14 protein-coding genes are annotated in these 19,011 nt (G+C 56.6%); 3 read left to right on the top strand and 11 right to left on the bottom strand.

Annotation, left to right across the window (positions count from 1 at the left end):
* The first annotated feature begins 91 nt into the window (after window positions 1-91).
* Window positions 92-1,477, top strand: a complete 1,386-nt coding sequence (locus Mal65_RS02250) for a DUF1501 domain-containing protein (RefSeq protein ID WP_231131261.1) — start codon at window positions 92-94, stop codon at window positions 1,475-1,477.
* A gap of 128 nt (window positions 1,478-1,605) precedes the next feature.
* Window positions 1,606-2,763, top strand: coding sequence for a TlpA family protein disulfide reductase (locus Mal65_RS02245; RefSeq protein ID WP_165701013.1), 1,158 nt, complete (start codon window positions 1,606-1,608; stop codon window positions 2,761-2,763).
* Between the two features lie 39 nt (window positions 2,764-2,802).
* On the opposite strand, the gene Mal65_RS02240 is transcribed toward Mal65_RS02245, so the two are convergent.
* The 9 genes from Mal65_RS02240 to Mal65_RS02205 form a co-directional block, all read right to left on the bottom strand.
* The gene (locus tag Mal65_RS02240) at window positions 2,803-4,578 is read right to left on the bottom strand and encodes a hypothetical protein (protein ID WP_145293254.1); all 1,776 of its coding nucleotides are present in this window, start codon (window positions 4,576-4,578) and stop codon (window positions 2,803-2,805) included.
* The gene (locus Mal65_RS02235; RefSeq protein ID WP_145293252.1) at window positions 4,575-5,312 is read right to left on the bottom strand and encodes an ABC transporter ATP-binding protein; all 738 of its coding nucleotides are present in this window, start codon (window positions 5,310-5,312) and stop codon (window positions 4,575-4,577) included. Before Mal65_RS02235 ends, Mal65_RS02240 begins: the two co-directional genes overlap by 4 nt.
* Window positions 5,313-5,433: 121 nt before the next feature.
* Window positions 5,434-6,207: a cysteine hydrolase family protein gene (locus tag Mal65_RS02230; RefSeq protein ID WP_145293250.1), complete on the bottom strand. Its 774-nt coding sequence runs from the start codon at window positions 6,205-6,207 to the stop codon at window positions 5,434-5,436.
* Window positions 6,204-7,436, bottom strand: coding sequence for a Zn-dependent hydrolase (locus Mal65_RS02225; RefSeq protein ID WP_145304566.1), 1,233 nt, complete (start codon window positions 7,434-7,436; stop codon window positions 6,204-6,206). The genes Mal65_RS02230 and Mal65_RS02225 overlap by 4 nt, the downstream gene beginning before the upstream one ends.
* Before the next feature lie 38 nt (window positions 7,437-7,474).
* Window positions 7,475-9,394 carry an asparagine synthase (glutamine-hydrolyzing) gene (gene asnB, locus Mal65_RS02220; protein ID WP_145293247.1) on the bottom strand — a complete coding sequence of 640 codons (1,920 nt, stop codon included), beginning with the start codon at window positions 9,392-9,394 and terminating at the stop codon, window positions 7,475-7,477.
* 130 nt (window positions 9,395-9,524) lie between these two features.
* Window positions 9,525-10,568, bottom strand: coding sequence for an aspartate/ornithine carbamoyltransferase family protein (locus tag Mal65_RS02215; RefSeq protein WP_196784506.1), 1,044 nt, complete (start codon window positions 10,566-10,568; stop codon window positions 9,525-9,527).
* Between the two features lie 82 nt (window positions 10,569-10,650).
* Window positions 10,651-10,773, bottom strand: a complete 123-nt coding sequence (locus tag Mal65_RS27280) for a hypothetical protein (RefSeq protein ID WP_261343533.1) — start codon at window positions 10,771-10,773, stop codon at window positions 10,651-10,653.
* A complete protein-coding gene (locus Mal65_RS02210) occupies window positions 10,770-12,221 on the bottom strand; it encodes a sodium:solute symporter family transporter (protein ID WP_145304564.1) in 1,452 nt (483 codons plus the stop codon). Before Mal65_RS02210 ends, Mal65_RS27280 begins: the two co-directional genes overlap by 4 nt.
* A gap of 8 nt (window positions 12,222-12,229) precedes the next feature.
* The gene (locus Mal65_RS02205) at window positions 12,230-12,694 is read right to left on the bottom strand and encodes a hypothetical protein (protein ID WP_145293243.1); all 465 of its coding nucleotides are present in this window, start codon (window positions 12,692-12,694) and stop codon (window positions 12,230-12,232) included.
* Window positions 12,695-13,356: 662 nt separating this feature from the next.
* Here Mal65_RS02205 and Mal65_RS02200 point away from each other — a divergent pair.
* On the top strand, window positions 13,357-14,745 hold the full coding sequence (locus Mal65_RS02200; RefSeq protein ID WP_165701011.1) for a sulfatase family protein: 1,389 nt from the start codon (window positions 13,357-13,359) through the stop codon (window positions 14,743-14,745).
* Here the strand turns inward: Mal65_RS02200 and Mal65_RS02195 are convergent.
* Together Mal65_RS02195 and Mal65_RS02190 are read right to left on the bottom strand one after the other, a co-directional pair.
* On the bottom strand, window positions 14,723-16,360 hold the full coding sequence (locus Mal65_RS02195) for a sulfatase (protein WP_145293239.1): 1,638 nt from the start codon (window positions 16,358-16,360) through the stop codon (window positions 14,723-14,725). The genes Mal65_RS02200 and Mal65_RS02195 overlap by 23 nt on opposite strands.
* Window positions 16,361-16,362: 2 nt before the next feature.
* Window positions 16,363-18,978, bottom strand: a complete 2,616-nt coding sequence (locus Mal65_RS02190) for a glycoside hydrolase family 27 protein (protein WP_196784504.1) — start codon at window positions 18,976-18,978, stop codon at window positions 16,363-16,365.
* Window positions 18,979-19,011 lie beyond the last annotated feature (33 nt).

Here is a 19,011-nt window from a genome sequence, read left to right as displayed (position 1 = left end):
TCGTTGGTGGCGATCCACCCCGGATTTGACGTCCCGGCGTCGCCGGTGCCCGCCTTGCAGTCCCCGCCCACCTTTTGACGAAGTGCCCCTCGTGTTCGATCGACGTCAGCTGTTGAAACGCTGTGGTGCCGGTTTTGGCGCATTGGCGTTATCCGATTTGTTGGGACGCGAATCCTTTGCCGCCGGACAGGTCGTCCCGCAATTCGCCCCCAAGGCCAAGCGGGTCATTCACCTGTTCATGAACGGCGGCCCCAGCCACGTCGACACGTTCGATCCCAAACCGGCACTTACGAAGTTTCATGGCAAGACGGCACCCACCGGCAACCTGAAAACCGAACGCCCGACCGGCCATGTGATGCAGTCCCCGTATGCCTTCAAGTCTTATGGCGAATCGGGACTGCAAGTTAGCGAGCTGTTTGAAAAAACGGCCGCCCACATCGATGACATTTGTGTCATACGATCGATGCACGCCGACGTTCCCAATCATGAACCGTCGCTGATGCTGATGAACACCGGCGAATCGCGGCTGGTGCGTCCCAGCATGGGTTCATGGTTGACGTATGGTCTGGGAAGTGACAACGAGAACCTGCCGTCTTTCATCGCGATGTGTCCCGGCGGATACCCGATCAAAGAATCCCAAAATTGGCAGAACGCATTCCTGCCGGGCAAGTACCAAGGCACGTATGTCGACAGCAGCCACCGCCGCGTCGACCGGTTGATCGAAAACATCCGCTGCGAATCCGTCGCGCCGGCCGACCAACGTCAGCAGTTGGATCTACTGCGCCAGTTGAACTTGGCCCACGCAGCACAACGTGATCACGACCCACGATTGGAATCTCGTATCGAATCGTTTGAACTGGCGTACCGAATGCAAAGCGAGGCGGCCGATGCCTTTGACGTCTCCAGAGAAACCCAAGCCACCCTGGATCAATACGGCCCCGGCGACTTCGCCCGACAAACGTTGATCGCCCGTCGCTTGGTCGAACGCGGCGTCCGCTTTGTCCAGCTTTACACCGGTGCCGGTCAGCCTTGGGACAACCACGACGACTTGGAACCACGTCACCGTGACTTAGCCAAGAAAGTCGACCAGCCGATCGCCGCATTGTTGGCCGATTTGAAACGTTCCGGCTTGCTGGACGAAACCCTGGTGCTGTGGGGCGGCGAATTCGGACGCACCCCGGTCGTGGAAATGCCCAAGAAGGGCAGCAACCAGGGCAAAATGAACGGACGCGATCACAATCACTGGGGCTTCACCGTCTGGATGGCCGGCGGAGGCGTTCGGGGCGGCCAGGCCATCGGCAGCACCGACGAAATTGGGTTCCAGGCCGTCGAAAACCGTGTGCATGTGCACGATTTGCACGCCACGATTCTGCGTTTGATGGGATACGACCACGAACAATTGACGTACCGATACGCCGGTCGCGACTTTCGTTTGACCGATGTTCACGGCAAAATTGTGGACCAAGTGATCGCCTGATGCGTATCCATTGGCGGTCGATCGTTTGGCGGGGAAGCCCGCCGGAGTGCCCATTTCATTCACGACGACGATGTCGATTGCCGACGTCGCCTCACGCCTTTCTGGCCTTATTCACCAAGCTCTTGAAGATGCCCCTGAATTTCATCCAATCCTTGCCGGCGTTTCCCGCCGCGGTTATCGCCATCGCCGCATCGATGGTCGCCAACGGCGAACCCACCCCACTTTCGATCGGCGACAAGGCTCCGGCCCTGGCGATCGAACACTGGATCCAAGACGGCAATGGCTATTTCAAACCGGTCGAAAAATTCAATGACGGCACGGTCTATGTCGTCGAATTTTGGGCCACCTGGTGCCCACCGTGCGTCGCCAGCATGCCCCACTTGGCCGAACTGCAAGACAAGTATCGCGGCAGCGACGTGCAAATCATCAGCGTCAGCACCGAACCACTTTCAACGATCGAACCGTTCCTGGAACAAGAACATCCCCAGGTCGAATCAACCGTCGCTGAAATCACCTCACGCTACTGTCTGACAACCGACCCGGACGAATCGGTCTACACCGATTACATGCTGGCATCCAACCAGAACGGCATCCCGATGGCGTTCTTGGTGGGCAAAACTGGCCAGATCGAATGGATCGGCCATCCGATGCGATTGGATGAACCATTGCAAGCCGTGATCGATGGCGACTGGGACCGCAAGGCTTTCAAGCAGCAATTCGACGCCGAACAGCGTGGCCGCGAATTGGGCGTAGAACTTAGCCGGCTGTACAGCGCAAACAAAATCGATGAAGCCATCGAACTGCTGGATCGTGAAATCGAGGCGACGGAGTACGAGCCGTTTAAGGAATTGTTGATCAACCTGCGATACGAGATCCAATTTGAATCCGATCGTTTGGACGAAGACGTGCTGAAGTTCTATCGCCAACGACTGAAGGAAGCCAAAACGGACCCGAACTTGATGACGCAGTTGTCGTTGTCCACGCTGAACGCCCTTCGTCGCGAATCCGAACTGCAAGGCTTCGACGACGAAGTCATCGCGGCAATGCGGGACAGTCTGGGTGACCTGAGCCCCGCTGGTGTGGTTCAGACTCAACAAATTTTGACGCAGATGTATCTGGTTCGCGGCCAGAACGATCAAGCCCTTCAAGCCCTGCAACAAGCGGTCGACAAAGCCGAAGGCGGGGCCAAGGAACGCTTGCAGGTCCAACTGGAACGGCTGACCGAACAGCTGAATCCCACGGAACCGGAAGACGATTCGGCGGACGACGAAGACGAAGGTTCCTGATCGCACGCGACCGCCGTCGCGATTGATGATGCCGCCGACCTATTCCGGCGGCACATCGTCGGTCAAGTCGAAACGTACCCAGGCCCGGCGCGTGGTCCACAACGCCACCATGGCAACCGACCATGCCGCGGTCATCGCACCGGTCACAAAGGTGACTTGTTGGACGGGCCCAGACCACAGGGAACGGGTCAACATCGCCCAAGCCATCAACAGGGCGATCGCGGTCATCAAGATGACGGCTTTGCCGACGAATGCCAACTTCGTGCGGATCATGACGGCGATTCCCTGCGCACGCTCGTGGTGCGGATAGACCAGGAACATTGCGTTTTCACTGGCAAACGTAAACACAGCCCAAGCCGCCAGCAGTGCGGGCCACAACACCGCGCCGCTCCAGCTGAAACCCAACAAATTCGCGGCAATGATCAAGACGGTCCATTGAAACGCGATCGTGATCACCAGCGGCCAGGTCAATTGTCCCATGACCATCGCCGAGGGCGCAACCGGCAAGCTTTTCAGCAGCGCCATGCGTTTCAAGTCTCGTCGGAAATCCAATCGCAACGCCGGCGGTGCCAGCAAAGACGTGCACATGGCAATCCCGCCCAGCACAAACAGCCAAGGATGATGCCGATCGTTCAACACAATCGGCGACAAACACAACAGGGCGGGCAACAACAGAGTCCCCAAAATTTCCGCACGATATCGGCGAATGCTGATCGCTTGTCGTGATGCGATCGTGACCCACTGTCGCCCCCAATGGGAACGACGTACCCGAGCTGGAACGATTCCGCACCAATGTCCGACCGTCCAACGACGCGACGTCTTGGTTGCAGCGGGGACGCCATCGCGGGAACCTGCGACACCACCGTCGTCGATCGCAGATTTGACGTTCTTGATGTTCAACAGCCGCTGTCGCTCGTGACGAACGCCGCGTTCAATTGCCGATCGATCTACCATCACCAACAGCAAGACCGCCGCGGGTAACACCGCCAACGTTCCCGCCAACAACAAAACGGTCTGCCAAGTCCAAACGCTGACGATTGCCAGCTTGGAAACGCACCACCAGGGCAAACCAGCCCACTGGATCGCTGTTGATGAAGCAAGGTCACCAATGGCGGAAAACGAATTCAAGACATAAGCAATCGCAGGGCTGCCCGCGGGCGTTGTTGCCGCCAGGCGCGCAAGCACAAAGAATGCCACCGTGGCGGCAAGAGCCGTGACCCACACCCGCCAAAATATCAGCGATCGTCGTGACCGATTGGCCAAGCATCGCATCATGATCGCGCGCAACGTTTCCAAGACCATCAGCCCGGTAAACAACGCCAACGCGGTCAACAACGGTTGCCGAAGATCCACCCACAGGGCAACGCACAGCAAAGCGGTTTTTGCCAGCGAAGCCATCGAAACATCGGCCAAGTGATACACCGCCAATGATGACCGGCGAAACGGACCACCGGCCAACCAAAGTGCTTCAGCGGCACTGAATTCTAAGTCTTCCGACTTCGATGACCACACGCATTTGGTCAGATGATAGATCGCATAGATCACCATCCCGCCGGACAACCACAGTTGCAAACGAGCCGGATCGGCAGGTTCGCGACGTGACAGCACCACCACCCCGCCGATGAAATACAACGCCAGAAAGGCGATCATCGTGACGGTCGCCAACATCCGGCGTGGCGATCGAATTCGTTCGATCAAACGACTTGCGCGAAAACGGACCCGACGGCCCACCAGCCACAGCAAGTCAGTCAGCCGTGACGTCCCGTCCCAAAGCAACGCCCCATGGTGATCGACGTTGGGCGACGGCACGGTCATGTCGCCACCATTTCCAAGGGCGACGATTCGGTGGCTGCGAAAAACGCCGCTTCCAGTGACTCGGCACCAACCCCATCGCCCACCAACCCGCTCTTGGGTCCAAAGTAGACCGCTTGACCGGATTTCATGACCAACAGATGCGTGCAAACCTCGCTGATCATCGCCAGCAAATGGCTGCTAAGAATGACGGTCTTTCCGTTTTCGGCCATCTCGTGAACGGAATCCAGCAACGTGCGAATCGCCGGCGGGTCCAACCCCGTCAAAGGTTCGTCCAGCAACAGGATTTTTGGATCCGCCAGGTATGCACAACAGACCGCCAGTTTTTGCCGCATCCCGCGGGACAACGTCGTCGCACCCGCGTCATACTTTCCCGCCAAATCGAAACGGTTCAACCAATACGACGCCTTCGTCCTGGCGTCGGGAATGTCATAGATCTGTCCGATGAACTCCAGGTGATCACCGACCGTCAAATCATCAAACAACGGCGGATCATCGGGAACGTACGCGATCTGGCGTTTGACCGCCGCACTGTTCAGCGTCACGGGCAAATCGTTGACTTGGATCTCACCATCGCTTGATGCGATCAATCCGGCGATACAACGCAGGGTGCTGGTCTTGCCAGCGCCATTGGGCCCCACCAGACCACAAATCTGGCCCTGCTGTAATTGAAACGTGACCCCGGCAACGGCCAAATGATCGTCGTAGACTTTCGATAGCTCGTTGACAACAATCATTTCGAATTCGGTGGCGTGAGGATTTGAGGCACAAGAAACCTAGACGCGCCTGAAACACCGCCACCGAACCGATCACCGATTGCACAGCCGACTTTGACGACTGCCGTCGACTGTATCGGTTTTATGTTTTATTCCGCTGAAGCGGGCCCAATCGCTGAACCGTCCGCTCCGCTTCTTCCAGCGTCATGATCCGCGCGTATCGGTCACGCAGCGTTGCCAGTGACGCCTCATGCAGCTCTGGCGTCACGGTCGCACAACAGTCTTCGACCACCGTGACCAGGTACCCCAAGTCACAGGCATCCCGAACCGTTGTTTCGACACACTCGTTGGTGTAAACCCCGACGACGAATAACGATTCGATGCCAAGATTCTTCAGCACATAGTGGACGTTGGTGGATGAAAAGACGCCGCTGGCCGTCTTGTTGATCACAATTTCATCCAGTTCGTCTTGCGGGGCCACCGCCTCCAAGAAATCGGCTTCACGCGATCCCGGCGGTGCCAGCAAATCCAACCGGCGATGTCCCTTACTGCGGTCACGACCGTCACGCGTCAAGGACTGAATTCGTGTGTGGATCACTTCCATCTTGTGTTGACGAAACACGTCTTGCAGCTTGCGAACGCCCGGCAACACCATCTGGTCCAATCGGTCGAAATAGTACTGTTGGGCCTCCTGCGATACGCCGCTGTTTTCGACATCGGCAAACACGCCATGGCCGGGCGCCGCGTCCAAGTATTGAAGGTCGATGCACATCAGCGCCGTGTGGCCTTCCACCATGAAATCACGGTGGGCCGGGTTATCCACAAAGGAATGATGATAGACATCGCGCAGCGGATCTTCGTGCGACAGGTATCCATCGTCCGTTGCCCCGTCGTGGGGTCCCAATCCTCGATTCATTTCGATAATTCCAATAGTGCTTTCAACATCACGTTGGCCCCCGCTTCAATGTCCGACCATGCCGTCCATTCCGCGGGGGAATGGCTTTGGCCGTTCTTGCTGGGGACGAAAATCATCCCCGTCGGGACCATCGTGCCCATCACCTGGGCGTCGTGTGCCGCCCCGCTACACATCACGTGCGGCTCCATTTCCAGTTGTTTCGCCCCGTCCAGCAATGCCGCAACGACCTTCTGGTGACAAGAGACAGGTGGTAGATAGCTTCGTTGTTCGAATTCGAAGATCAAGTTGCGCCGTCGGGCAATTGCCGACAGTGCTTTTCGAAACGACGTCTGTAGCTCCTCCAAGACCATCGACGATGTGTCCCGAACGTCTAAAGAAAATTCGACCATTCCGGGCACGGTGTTCACCGCACCGGGCAAAATTTGAGCCTTCCCGACGGTCGCACGACTGCGTTCGCTGCCGTTTTCCGCCAGAATCCTGGGGATTTCGTGCGCAAAGTCGGCCAAGCCCATGAACGCATCGTTGCGCATCTCCATTGGCGTCGTACCGGCATGGTTGGCTTCACCACGAAAACTAACCGACCATGTGAACAGACCAGTGATTTCATCCACAATCCCGACCGGCCGATGCAGCGCGTCCAGTACCGGCCCTTGTTCGATGTGCAGTTCCAAATAGCAATCGATCGTGGAAGGATCCCGAGCCGCATCAAGGGCATCCATTGGTTGATATCCACATGCGGTCATGGCATCGGCGATCGCCACGCCGTCGGTATCCACATGCGTCTGGATCCATTCCGGGTGGATTTGGCCACAGATGGCTTGGGAACCAAACATGCCGCCGAAACGGCCTTCTTCGTCACTAAATGCGATCAGTTCCAACGTCCGCGACGGGGTGACGCCGGACGCACGCAGTGTCCGCAGGCATTCCAACCCCACGATCACACCCAGCGCACCATCCAACGCACCGGCGCACGGGACGGTATCGATGTGGCTGCCGATCAACACGCGAGGCTTGTCACCATCGTCGCCGGGCAAAGTGCCAGAAATGTTGGCCGCACCGTCGACGGATAACTGCAAACCGGCGTCTTCGATGCGCTCACTCAGCCATCGCTTTCCAGCCATGTCGGCTTCGGTGAACGCCATGCGATAGATCCCGTGATCCCCCGGATCGCGGCCGATCTTCGCCAGTGCCAAAACATCCGCCTTGATCCGTTCCAGGTCCACTTTCAAAGCCTGGACGTCTTGCGTTGCTGATTTTGAACCCACCATCAATCCACTGCCGGCAAAGGTAAATCTTCCACATACTGACCATGCAACATATGCAGTTGTAATGCATGGTTGATGATGATGTCGTTCCGTCTGGCAATGGTGGAATCCGTTTCCTGCCACGCATCGCTGACGAAATCACGGATGCTTTGCTGTTCCAGCAATCCGGCATCGGCCAGACGCTGGTCGGTCAACCAGTGGTCCAGCATCTCTTGCACCGCTTGTCGTTTGACCGGGTCGGTATGAGCGGGTGGAGCCATGAAGGCGAACTTTTCTCGCTCGTACAACTCACGCGGCAAGATATCGACCATCGCTTCGCGCACCACCCACTTTTCCACTCCGTCGCGGATGCGGACATCCGGCGGAATCTGAACCGCGTACTCGGCGACGTGATGATCCAAGAACGCCGGACGTGCCTCCATGCTGTTGGCCATGTCCATGCGGTCGCCTCCCCAGGTCAAGATCTGGCCTTCCAGCATGGTCTTGCTCCAAGTGTACTGCGAAATGTCCAAGCGATTGCGGCCTCGCACCTGTTCCGGATCAATCGCATTGGCGACCGCGGCGACCGGATCATACTCCTGCAACAGGTCGCGCATATTCTGACTCAGCAACGGTTTCACTCGCTCCAAAGTCATCATCCAAGGCTGAATCCAGGACGGAGTGTAGCCGCACAAGTCTTCCCAAGCCGGGTGCGAAAGTTCTTTCTCGGACAATGTCGCACCGGACAGAATCTGATCGCGATCTTCTTTGCCCAAGTAGTCTCGGCGGAAAAACGCATAGCCGCCGAACAACTCATCACTGCCTTCGCCGGTGATCACCGCCTTGTAATTGCAGGCGCGAACCCGTCGGCTCATGTGCCACTTGGCCACTGCCAATGTGTTGTAAAACGTCCGTTCGGCGTGCCAAGTCGCTCGTTCAAACGCGGGGCCGTACAGTTCCTTCTCCGTCAGACGCAACAACTCTTGCTCTGCACCAGTCCGCTTGGCCATCAACGCGGCAATATTCGATTCGTCGTACTCGTCGCTGTCAAAAGCGATCGTGAACGCCTTCACCGGCGATTGCTGTAAGTGGGTGGCCAATCCCAAAATTGAACAGCTATCGATTCCGCCCGACAAATAACATCCCACCGGAACGTCGGCTTCCAGTCGTGCGGCAACGGCATCGATCAGCCGATCCTGCACTCCCTGCACGTACTCCGCCGGATCGACGTTTGTTTCGTGCTGAACGGGGAAGTTCAGATCCCAGTATCGATGCGTTTTCGATTCGAAACGATTTTGTTCCAAGTCGATCACCATCATGTGCCCAGGCAAAAGCGCCTGCACGCCTTGGAACGCCGTCGATCCCGGGACCATCACCTGCATCATCTGATGGATGGCCGCTTTCGGGCACAAACGTGGCGGGTGGTCCGGGTGCCGCAAAATCGCTTTGACTTCCGACCCCCAAACAACACCGTCGGAATTGATCGCAAAGTAAAGCGGTTTGATTCCGAACCGGTCACGCACCAGAATCAAGCGATTCCGTTTGCCGTCAAACAACACCACGGCAAACTCACCGCGCAAATGATGCACGAAGTCCAGCCCGTATTTTTCGTACAACGGAATGGCAATCGCGCTGTCACTTTTTCCGTCACAGGATCGCGACTCACAAGCCAGCGATGCGCGGATCTTCTTGTACCCGTACAGTTCCCCGTTGACCGTGCCGACAATGGCACGATCCGATGATGCGATCGGTTGATGCCCGCAATCCAGCCCTACGATCGACAAACGCGTGTGCCCGATGGCCAATCCCCTGTCGACCGAAATATGACTTCCACGCTCATCCGGGCCGCGGTGATCCAACACATCCAACATCGGATCCAAGACCGATCGAAGATCGCGTTCGTTGGTCCGTTTGGGATTCCAAAAACCTGCGATTCCACACATATCACTTACTAGGGGTTGGTTGTTGCAAAGCCACTTGGCCAAGACATCGCGGTGCCGCCGCGGCACTGCGTGACGGCGCCACACACCGTCGCCGCGCTGAAGACGCGATTTCGAACGAAGGAGCGACCGGTCAGATCCCGGTCGAAGAAATTCGGTCCAGTCGACCCAAAACTGTCGCCAGCAAAGCCTGACGAACAAACACGGCGCCGGCTGCCTGAGCGAAGTACAGATTGTGGTTGGTCAAATCCAAGTCGACAGACAACTCGTCATTCCTGGCAAGCGGGTGCATCACCACGGCGTTTTCTTTCAATCCGCTTGACTGCTGCAACTTGTACCGATTGTCCATCCGTCGGTAATCGTCGCCCAAGAACGCAATGGAATTGACGTACACCACATCCAAATCGCCGATGACCTCTTGAACATCGTTCACGATTTCAATCGGAATCGGCGACTCTTCAATCGGTTCGGTCAGCTCCAAGCCGACGGGATCGGCCAATTCAGAAATCAACGTGATCTTCGACACGGCCCCGGTGAACATCAATGACAATCGCAGGAAGCTTTTGACCGCCCGCATCGAACCGGGCGTTCCGATGATTCCCAAGTGCACACGTTGATCGGGCGGGCAATCAGACGTGCACAATTGCGGTCGCCATTTCAACAGTGCGAACCAATCGATCAACGCCTGCGACGGATGGTGTCCGCTGCCATTTCCCGCATTGATCAAAGGCCGCTGCAAGTTTTGACGAATACGATCGACGCTGTCCGTATCGGGGTGTCGCATGATCACGACGTCCCCATAGGTATTGAACATCTCGCCGATATCCGCCAGCGATTCGCCCTTGGCGATTCCCGTCACCTGACCATCGGGAACCGAAAGCACCTTTCCGTCCAGCCGCAGCATCGCGCTTTCAAACGACAAACGCGTCCGAGTGCTGGCTTCAAAGAAAGCCGTGATCGCAATCTTCCCATCCAACGGCTTGTCGACTTCGACGTTCTTCGTTTCAAGCAATGCCGACAGTCGCGCGAGCGCAACCACGCTACGCCGAGTGAACTGTCGGGGATGCACAATCGATTCGCCGACCAATGGTTCCAGCGTCTCACGATCGATCACTTCGGCGACATTTTTCAACAGGCCATGCGGGTCCAACCGCAAACCTTTTGAATTCGTATGCATCGTCTGTTTATCCTCCCAACCTTGCTTCATGCATATCAGCCCCTGAAAACATCCAGAAGCATCACCACACCTACAAAGTCGTTTACCAAATCTGTCGATTCTTCTTATCGAACCACAACAAGACGATCAGCGCCGCCGTTCCAGCACCACAAAGCACCAGACCACCAATCACCAGCACCTGTAAAAACCACTCGGGGAACATCATGCCGAATCACCTTCGTACGACATCGTCGAAAAGTGGAACGTCGTCGGCATCATTGCGGTCACTGCCAAAAAGACAATGCCCGACACCGTCGCCCCCACCAACGATCCGACAAACCATCCAATTTGAAAGTAGGCGACCAACCCGACCAGGGTCCCAGAGACCATCGCGGATGCCGCCGCTATCGGCCCGGGTTGGCGGAAATACAGCCCGCCCAAGATCGGCCAAATACAACTTGCGACCATCGGGCCGGCGAAAAACAAAACGGTCGCAAGCGTCCCGACGTTCTGAAATGCTGCGACCCAGGCGATCGCACCGAGCAATAGAATCGTGAACGTGCTCCACCGTCGCTTGCCTGCATCATCCAAAGCGGTTCCACGCACAGCACGGACGGCGGGAGACCAAACATCCCCAACGATCAAATCAGCGGTCGCGGCAAGCAAACTGTCAATGCTGGATGCAAGCGAGCAAAAGACGACGACAAACACAAGCAATGCGCCGACGTTCCCAAGCAGTGTCGCCGCAACCAACGGGCCCACCGTATCGGGTTGACTGATTCCGATATCCAACGCGGGCGCGGCCAATCCCAAGAATCCGGCAACAATGGGAATGGGCAACCACAAAAAACCGGCCAGCAAATATGCCTTGGGACCGACACCCTCGCGCATCGCGAACGCACGACTCCACCACACATTGCTATGAAAAATTTCACCAAATCCGAACAACATGTTATTGAACAGGGACATCAACGCCGCGGGAAACAACACGCTTAATAACATCGGTCGCCGTTGCTGAAGTTCGGTGTGCACGTCCGAAATTTCAACGGTCGAAAGGATGGCCAACGCGACCAAGATCAACCCGACAATGATCACCAGACTTTGAATGAAGTCCGTTCCGATCACCGCATACATGCCACCAAACAGCGTGTACAGAACGCAAACGGCCAGCACGACCGACATGCCAACGGGATATGGAATTCCCGACAAGACTTCCAGCAATTTCCCGCCCGCCATCGACATGCTGATCAGCCAAGTCAATGCGTAAAACAAACTGATCAACAGGAACGGGACATAACCCCAGATCCCATAGCGACAACGAATGAACTCCACCGCCGTAAAGCCATGCGGCATCAGCGTGCGGATGCGTCCGCTGACCGGCGCAAAGGCAAACAATCCAAAACTGGCGGTCGCATATCCTAGCGCCCCCCAAACACCCAACTGAAGCGCAAACTGGGGTGCCAACATCGTCGTGTTGGACGTGATCCATGTGGCGACGGCGGTCGCTGTCCCCAGTGCCAAACCAACGTTCCGGCCCGCAACGGCAAACCCTTCGTAGGTCTTTGCACGCCTGCCCCACCAAAGCCCAAGGGCAATCCAAAGCACCCCGAAAATGGTCAGCAAGATATAGCCGTCGCGGGGATTCAATATAGGCTCGGCATCGGCCAACAACATCACTGGATTCACGACGCGTCTCCGCCCATCCGAGTCCCTGTCGCCGGAGTCATTGTCGTCCGGTGCCCCCAGACAATGACAGCCACAAACACAACGACGACCGTCAGTCCCGTACCGAAGGCCCAAAACGCATAAGCCAACGGCCAGTGTTCGACGCGAACCGAAACCGGCTGATCGGACTTTGCAACGACGCGACCTTCCTGATCAACGGCGGTGACCTGAAACGCGTGCTGACCGTCCGACAATCCAGAAACGAAAAACTGTGGCTGTCGACCGGCGTACACCAATCGGCCATCCTCATCGGTCACACGATATCCACCCGGTGCATCGACGCCGGACCATCGAATGGTGACGTAACCTTCACGAAAAACTTCCTGCCCCAACGGTTCGACAACCAATGAACCGGCATCCGACTGCGACGGATCTTGAGCGGAAACAGGCGAGGCCTGCGAGATAAAAGAGGCGACGATCACGCAAATCCATGTGCGGATCCAGTCGGCGAACGAGATGCCGGAACGGCGAAAAAGCACACTTCCTCCCGGGTTCAGAAAAGCCGTATCGCTCAGGGACCCTCCACTGAACCATCGATTGACTTCATCTGCGGCGGATTAGTGTAACAGACCCTCGAATCCGCGATACCCGCGTGACCGTGGTGCACCGGAGCGAAACGACGCACACAACGGCTTCACACCGTCGCACCACTGGTCACGGTCCCGCGCAGAATCGCGGCGAACGACGTCACCACAGCGCGGCGCCCGAACCGGCGTCGACGGGGACCCGACCTGCCACGCTGCACACCGCAGACTCTCGGTCGTCGATGTCGACCAACGTAGAAACAGCGAGCCCCTGATCCGCGAGGCCCACAATGCACACAGCAGCGAGGTTTCATCTCAACAGGCCGGTTGGGAACCACACAGAACCTTCACCCACACGCAACCGCGCCGACCAAATCCAACGGTTCCGGTCCCACTAGAAAAACACGCATTGGTAAAACGACTGAGGGCATTTCACATATAATGTTTCGATACTCCCTGTCTTTTCCCATCATCTGATCACCGGACGTTTCGAACTGATGAAGCTTTGCCTGCAACAAGCCATGGGATTCGTGCTGTCTTCCTTCGCCTGTTGTCTATCCTTGACAATCTGCGCTGCCGACGACCGGCCCAACCTATTGATCGTCCTGACCGATGACCACAGCGTTCCACACGTCGGTTGCTACGGAAACGCTGACATCCGGACGCCCAACCTTGACCGCTTTGCCGAACAGGGACTTCGTCTGGACCGGATGTATGTCACGGCGCCGCAGTGCGTCCCCGCACGGGCGACGATCATGACCGGCCAATCGTCTGTGGCAACGCGGATGACACGGTTTTCCGCACCATTAGATCGGGACATTCCAACGTTTCCAGAACGACTGCGACAAAGCGGCTATTACACCGGTGTCGCGGGACGCATTTACCACCTGGACGGCCACAACATCATCGGGTCAAAGGAAACCAAGCAGGTTTTCGCGGACAACAACCTCATAACATTTCATGATCGACTGGACCACGTCAACATTGCCGACGGTGGCGTGGGCCACATCGGTCAAATGGTGCAGTTCTTGGATGCGGTTCCGCATAACCAGCCATGGTTTCTGCAGCTTTCGTTCGATGATCCACACCGCCCACTGTCGGAAAACGCCATTGCTGCCCCACACGACCCAAATGCCATTTCGCTACCCAAGCATGTCCCCGACACCGATTTGGTACGCAAAGACTTTGCCAAGTATTACGATGAGATCGCGCGATTTGATACCGACTTTGGTCGTCTAATACAGATCCTGGAAGATCGGAACCTGACCCAACACACGCTCATTCTATTCATGGGCGATAACGGCGCCGCCATCCTACGCGGCAAAGGAACGCTTTATGAATGGGGACTACATGTTCCGGCATTGCTGCGATGGGACGGGGTGATCAAACCTGGATCGCAAAGCGACGCATTGATCACCAGCGAAGACATCGCCCCCACGTTCCTTCAGTTGGCCGGCGTCGCGTCCGACCCTGCAATGAATGGAATCAGCTTCGCCGCGTTGCTAGAAGGCGAATCCTTTGAAGGACGAGAGTACTTTTGTGCCGCGAGAGGCTCGCATGGATACAACCTTCCGCTGCACACCGCCGACTTTGACCTCAGTCGATGCGTTCGAACCTGTCGTTATAAGCTGATCTACAATCCGCTTTGGCAATTGCCTTTCCAGCCGGTTGATATGTTCGCACTGCCTTTGTGGACCGATCTGAAGATTCGCCACCAGACCGGTCGCCTGCCCGCACTGTATTCCCGCTTGTATTTCAGCCCCCAACGCCCCATCTTCGAACTGTACGATCTGCAGGACGATCCGGAAGAACTGGACAACCTGGTTGGCCAACCCCAGCTTGCGGCTATCGAGAACGAATTGAAGAGCAAGCTTCACGAATGGATGATCTTGCAGCAAGACTACGTGCCGCTTCCCATTGCAGATTTCAATCCGTATCTAGAACGTTGATGGATTTCGTTCCAGATATCAACAGATCTCGCATCTGCTGCTGAACCGATTCATAGGCCGGTCGCCCGGCCAAGTTGTTCTGTTCCCAAGGGTCCGAACGCATGTCATACAGTTCCACCGCATGTGGATCGCTCGCATTGGTCGGCGGTGCCGTATCGCGATGGTACTCCGCGTAGCGATAGTCCTTTGTCCGCACACTGCGTCCCAAGCCACCCAACGTGATGCAGCTATAAGCGGCCTTTTTCCACGGACGATTCGGAGATGCCAACAAAGGCATGAAGCTATCGCCTTCAAAGCGATCGTCTTTGGGAATACCCCACAGATCACAAAGGGTGGGCAGCACGTCGACCAATTCCACGATTTGTCCACAACGATCCCCAGCATGCCTCATTCCTGGAACGGCGACGATCATCGGAACTCGGGTGGATTGCTCGAACAGAGTGAACTTGCTCCAGCATCCGTGCTCGCCCAACTGGAATCCGTGATCGGCGAAGAAGACGACAATGGTGTTTTGATCCAATCCGGTTTCAGCCAGTTTGTCTAACAAAACACCAATCGACGCGTCGACATAATTGCTGCACGCATAATACGCCGCGACAGCCTCACGCTGACGTTGATCCGTCGGCCCGTACTCCGGGTACAATCCGTTGAAGATGTCATAGTTCTTGCCGCCCCGTCGCGCGACATCCGGCACCAGGTGATCACGGTTCCGTGTTGCTGCCGTCAACAGCATCTGCGACGGCGAGTAGGCTTCGACATACTTCTTCGGCGCCAACAGAGGTGTGTGCGTCGAATAGAGCCCGACATTCAGGAAAAACTTCTGCTTGGATGCCGCCAAATCACCCAATAGCTTCGCGGCGCTACGAACCAAGCGACCGTCCTCCATTGACGCTTCGTCGATTCCGCTGTCGCCCACCTGCTCCGCGAACAACTGTTGGAACGGCTTTCGCAGCGTCCAGCTATTCTCCGCCCCCGCGGCGAGCCTCTCTTCCCGCTCATCCCACAAACGTTTCAATCGCGTCGCAGCGTTTTTATCGGCGATTTCCAGACATTCCATTTCGACGTCATCAATGCCCGCCGGTCCGGCAGGCGAACGACGCAGCGTGCCTTCAAAGCCGGGTGGCTGATCGTAATCATGCGTGTATTCGATCAAGTCGAATCCTTTGGCGAACCGACCGGCGTCATCCCACTTGTGGACCAGCTTTCCAAACTGTGCGGTGAAGACGTCATCTTGATCCAGGATCCGGGCCATCGATGGCGCATCGACTGGCACCAGAGCATCCATGCTGTCGCTATTGCGAAACACCTGGGTGTAATCGGGGCGCATACCCGTGACGAACGAGGCTCGCGATGGATTACAAACCGTCGCCTGGCAATACGCACGATCGAAAATCACGCCTCGCTTCGCCAGCGAATCCACGCTGGGTGTTTGCGCAACAGGGTTGCCGTAGGCACCGATGGCATTGGCCGCCCAGTCTTCCACCGTGATCATCAAAAGATTCATGTCGCGCGTCGGCGGAAGGTTGGGTTCCGCGATCGACAATGCCGGGGCAAAGAAGGCCGGGACCACCAACGTCAAAACTCCCGCCCAACGCATAATCATTTCAACGGCCATCGCTACCTAACCTCCGATTCAACCGGAACAAAGATCTCACCATCCGCATCCGCTAACTGGAACGTGGTCGCAACGGATTGATCAGAGACCCGACGGTGGGGCGAGTCGAACTGGACGTCGACGGTGCCGTTTTGCCAAGGGTTGTAGACCACCACGCCGCCTTCGAATGGTCGCCAAACCGATCCATCGGGCTTCTCCTGGCCGACGCCGCGGGGACGCCCCAGCGGCACATCCCAGAAGTCATACCAATCGTGAAGGTGGTCGGGCGTCTTCAGTGGATTCGGATCCGCAAACAAAACGCTGCCGTTGGACAACGTCAGCCCCAGCGTTGTGGTCGCCCGCATTCGTCGCAGATCGCCGCGGTCCCCCCATACCTCCAAGCAATTCAGTTGAGGCGAACGCAATTCACGTTCAAAAAACTCCAGCCCATCCCGAAGCTTGGCCCAAGTCGTTCTGAAACTCGCCCCTCCGGTTCCCGGTCCGGCGGGATTGCATTCCATGAACGAACCATTGATAAGCTTTCCGTATCGTCGCCCGTCTTCGATATCATCATGAATATTGACGATGATCACGCCGTCATCGCCGATTGCTTCACGCACCAATCGAACAATGTCGATTTGCCCGCTCCAATCCAACATGATTCCGTCATACACGCCGGATTCGATACAGGCTTTGCATTGTCGAGCGATATTGGATTGAAACTTTCGATTCTGGTAGTCCAGCATGTAATAGGGCTCTGGACCGCCATCCCAACCGGCCTCTCGCGTCCCGTCAGGATTTCGCTTCCAAAAACTACTGTCTTCGGGGAGATAGCTGCCCGGAGCGTCGCGCCATCGCACTTCCATCAGAAAGACCATGTCCGGGTTCTTCTGTAGCATCTTGGCTCGATTTTCTAACGCCCGCTTTCGAGACTGTGCCGTAAAGCCTTCGGCCAAACCGGCGTGCTGCCCGTCCCAAATTGCCCCCAAGGCAAGCTGGACTCCATAACCAAGTTGACTGACCGGTTCTTCCCAAATCACATCGTGCTTGGCGGCCGCAATTAGACGCCCTTCCAACGTGTCGGTCGGATACCGGGATGGCATATCAATCGGATTCCAGGCTTGGAACACCGACGGATAGGAACGAGTCTTGATCCGACGATTCAATGAATCGGAAACCGAAGCGTTCGGCCCGGCGACCGGTCCCGCAGGCGGCGGTAACAATACAGGTTGGACCACCACGTCACTTTCTGGGGCCAAGCGAAGCATGGCCGATGCGTGCGGACGCAAGCGTCGGTTAATTTGACCGGTGACGTTCTGCTGCGTGCCACCGGTCCAAAGATCAGTCGTCTTGAAACGACCGCGCAATCCGATGTCTTCGAACCGGACAGCCACGTCGCGAATCTGATCCGACAGATTGAACAAAGCGACAAATCGATCCTTTGATTTTGGATCCATCGCCACCCAACAGGCAGCATCATCACTGCGATAAACCTGCTGATTCTGCTGACTGGTTTGATTGACGGCCAGCACTGCACGGTTTTGCAGCAACGCCATCGTTTCAGGCGGTGATGTCAACAGATCGGCACCAATCATCAGTGGCGATTTCGCGATGCACCACAGATTCATCATCGTGACTTGTTCATCGTCCGTTAGCATCGACATGCGATCGGGCCCGTGCGGCCGACCGCCAAGCGAAAGGTGTCCGATCGGTAACATGTCGGCGTCGGGCCAATGCCCGGGTCCGATGAACGGCGACCAAGCTTCAAGCAATTGAAAATTCCGCTTGATCGATGGCCATTCGTCCCACAGGTCCCCCGACACTCGCCACATGTTGGCGTTGGCCACCAAATGCTTGGCTTGTGACAACGGTGCGTCACCTGGCGACAAGCTCAAAACCATCGGACGTCCACAGCGATCGATCGCTGTACGCATCATCTCGATCTCCGCGGCGTGATAGGGATAGTGAATCACGTCATCGGCTTTGACGAAATCAACACCCCACTGCGCGTACTGCCGGAACAGCGAATCGTAATAGGCTTGGGCACCAGGCTTCGTCGCATCCACACCCAACATGTTGTTGTTCCACGGACACACGTCCCAAGGTTCTGCGATCGCACTTGCGGTTTGCTCCGAACCCTGAATCGGCAGATCGTCGTAGTATGCCTGCCTGGGGATCCCACGCATGATGTGGATCCCAAACTTCAATCCTTTGGAGTGCACATAGTCTGCCAGCGGCTTGAATCCAGCACCGGCCGCGGACGACGGGAACCGATTCACTGCGGGCTGGGGTCTGCCGAATTCATCCAATGTCAGTCGATCGACGGGGCGTCCATCTGGATCCAGCCGCAAGTCGGATTGCCCGAAACGGCGCTGTGGATTGTTGTGATCACCCGGATGCGGATTGAACCAGATGTAGTCGACAACCGCGTACTGCCAACCATGCGGCTTCAGATGTTCCGCCATGAAGTCAACAGTATCGCGAAACTGTTGCTCATTGATGGTCGAATCGTACGCATCAAAACTGTTCCAGCCCATCGGCGGGCGTTGGGCAACAGGATCTTGAGCGAACGAGACAACCGATCCCATCAGAACGAGAATCGATAACGACAACGAGGCATTCTGCAGACGACGATTCATGGACGAACACCGATACTGACCGGGACGAAGAAG

The organism is Crateriforma conspicua (genome assembly GCF_007752935.1).
In the GTDB taxonomy this organism is placed as follows: domain Bacteria; phylum Planctomycetota; class Planctomycetia; order Pirellulales; family Pirellulaceae; genus Crateriforma; species Crateriforma conspicua.
Note: the sequence above shows the minus strand (reverse complement) of the source record. Positions and strands in the feature narration are given on the sequence as shown.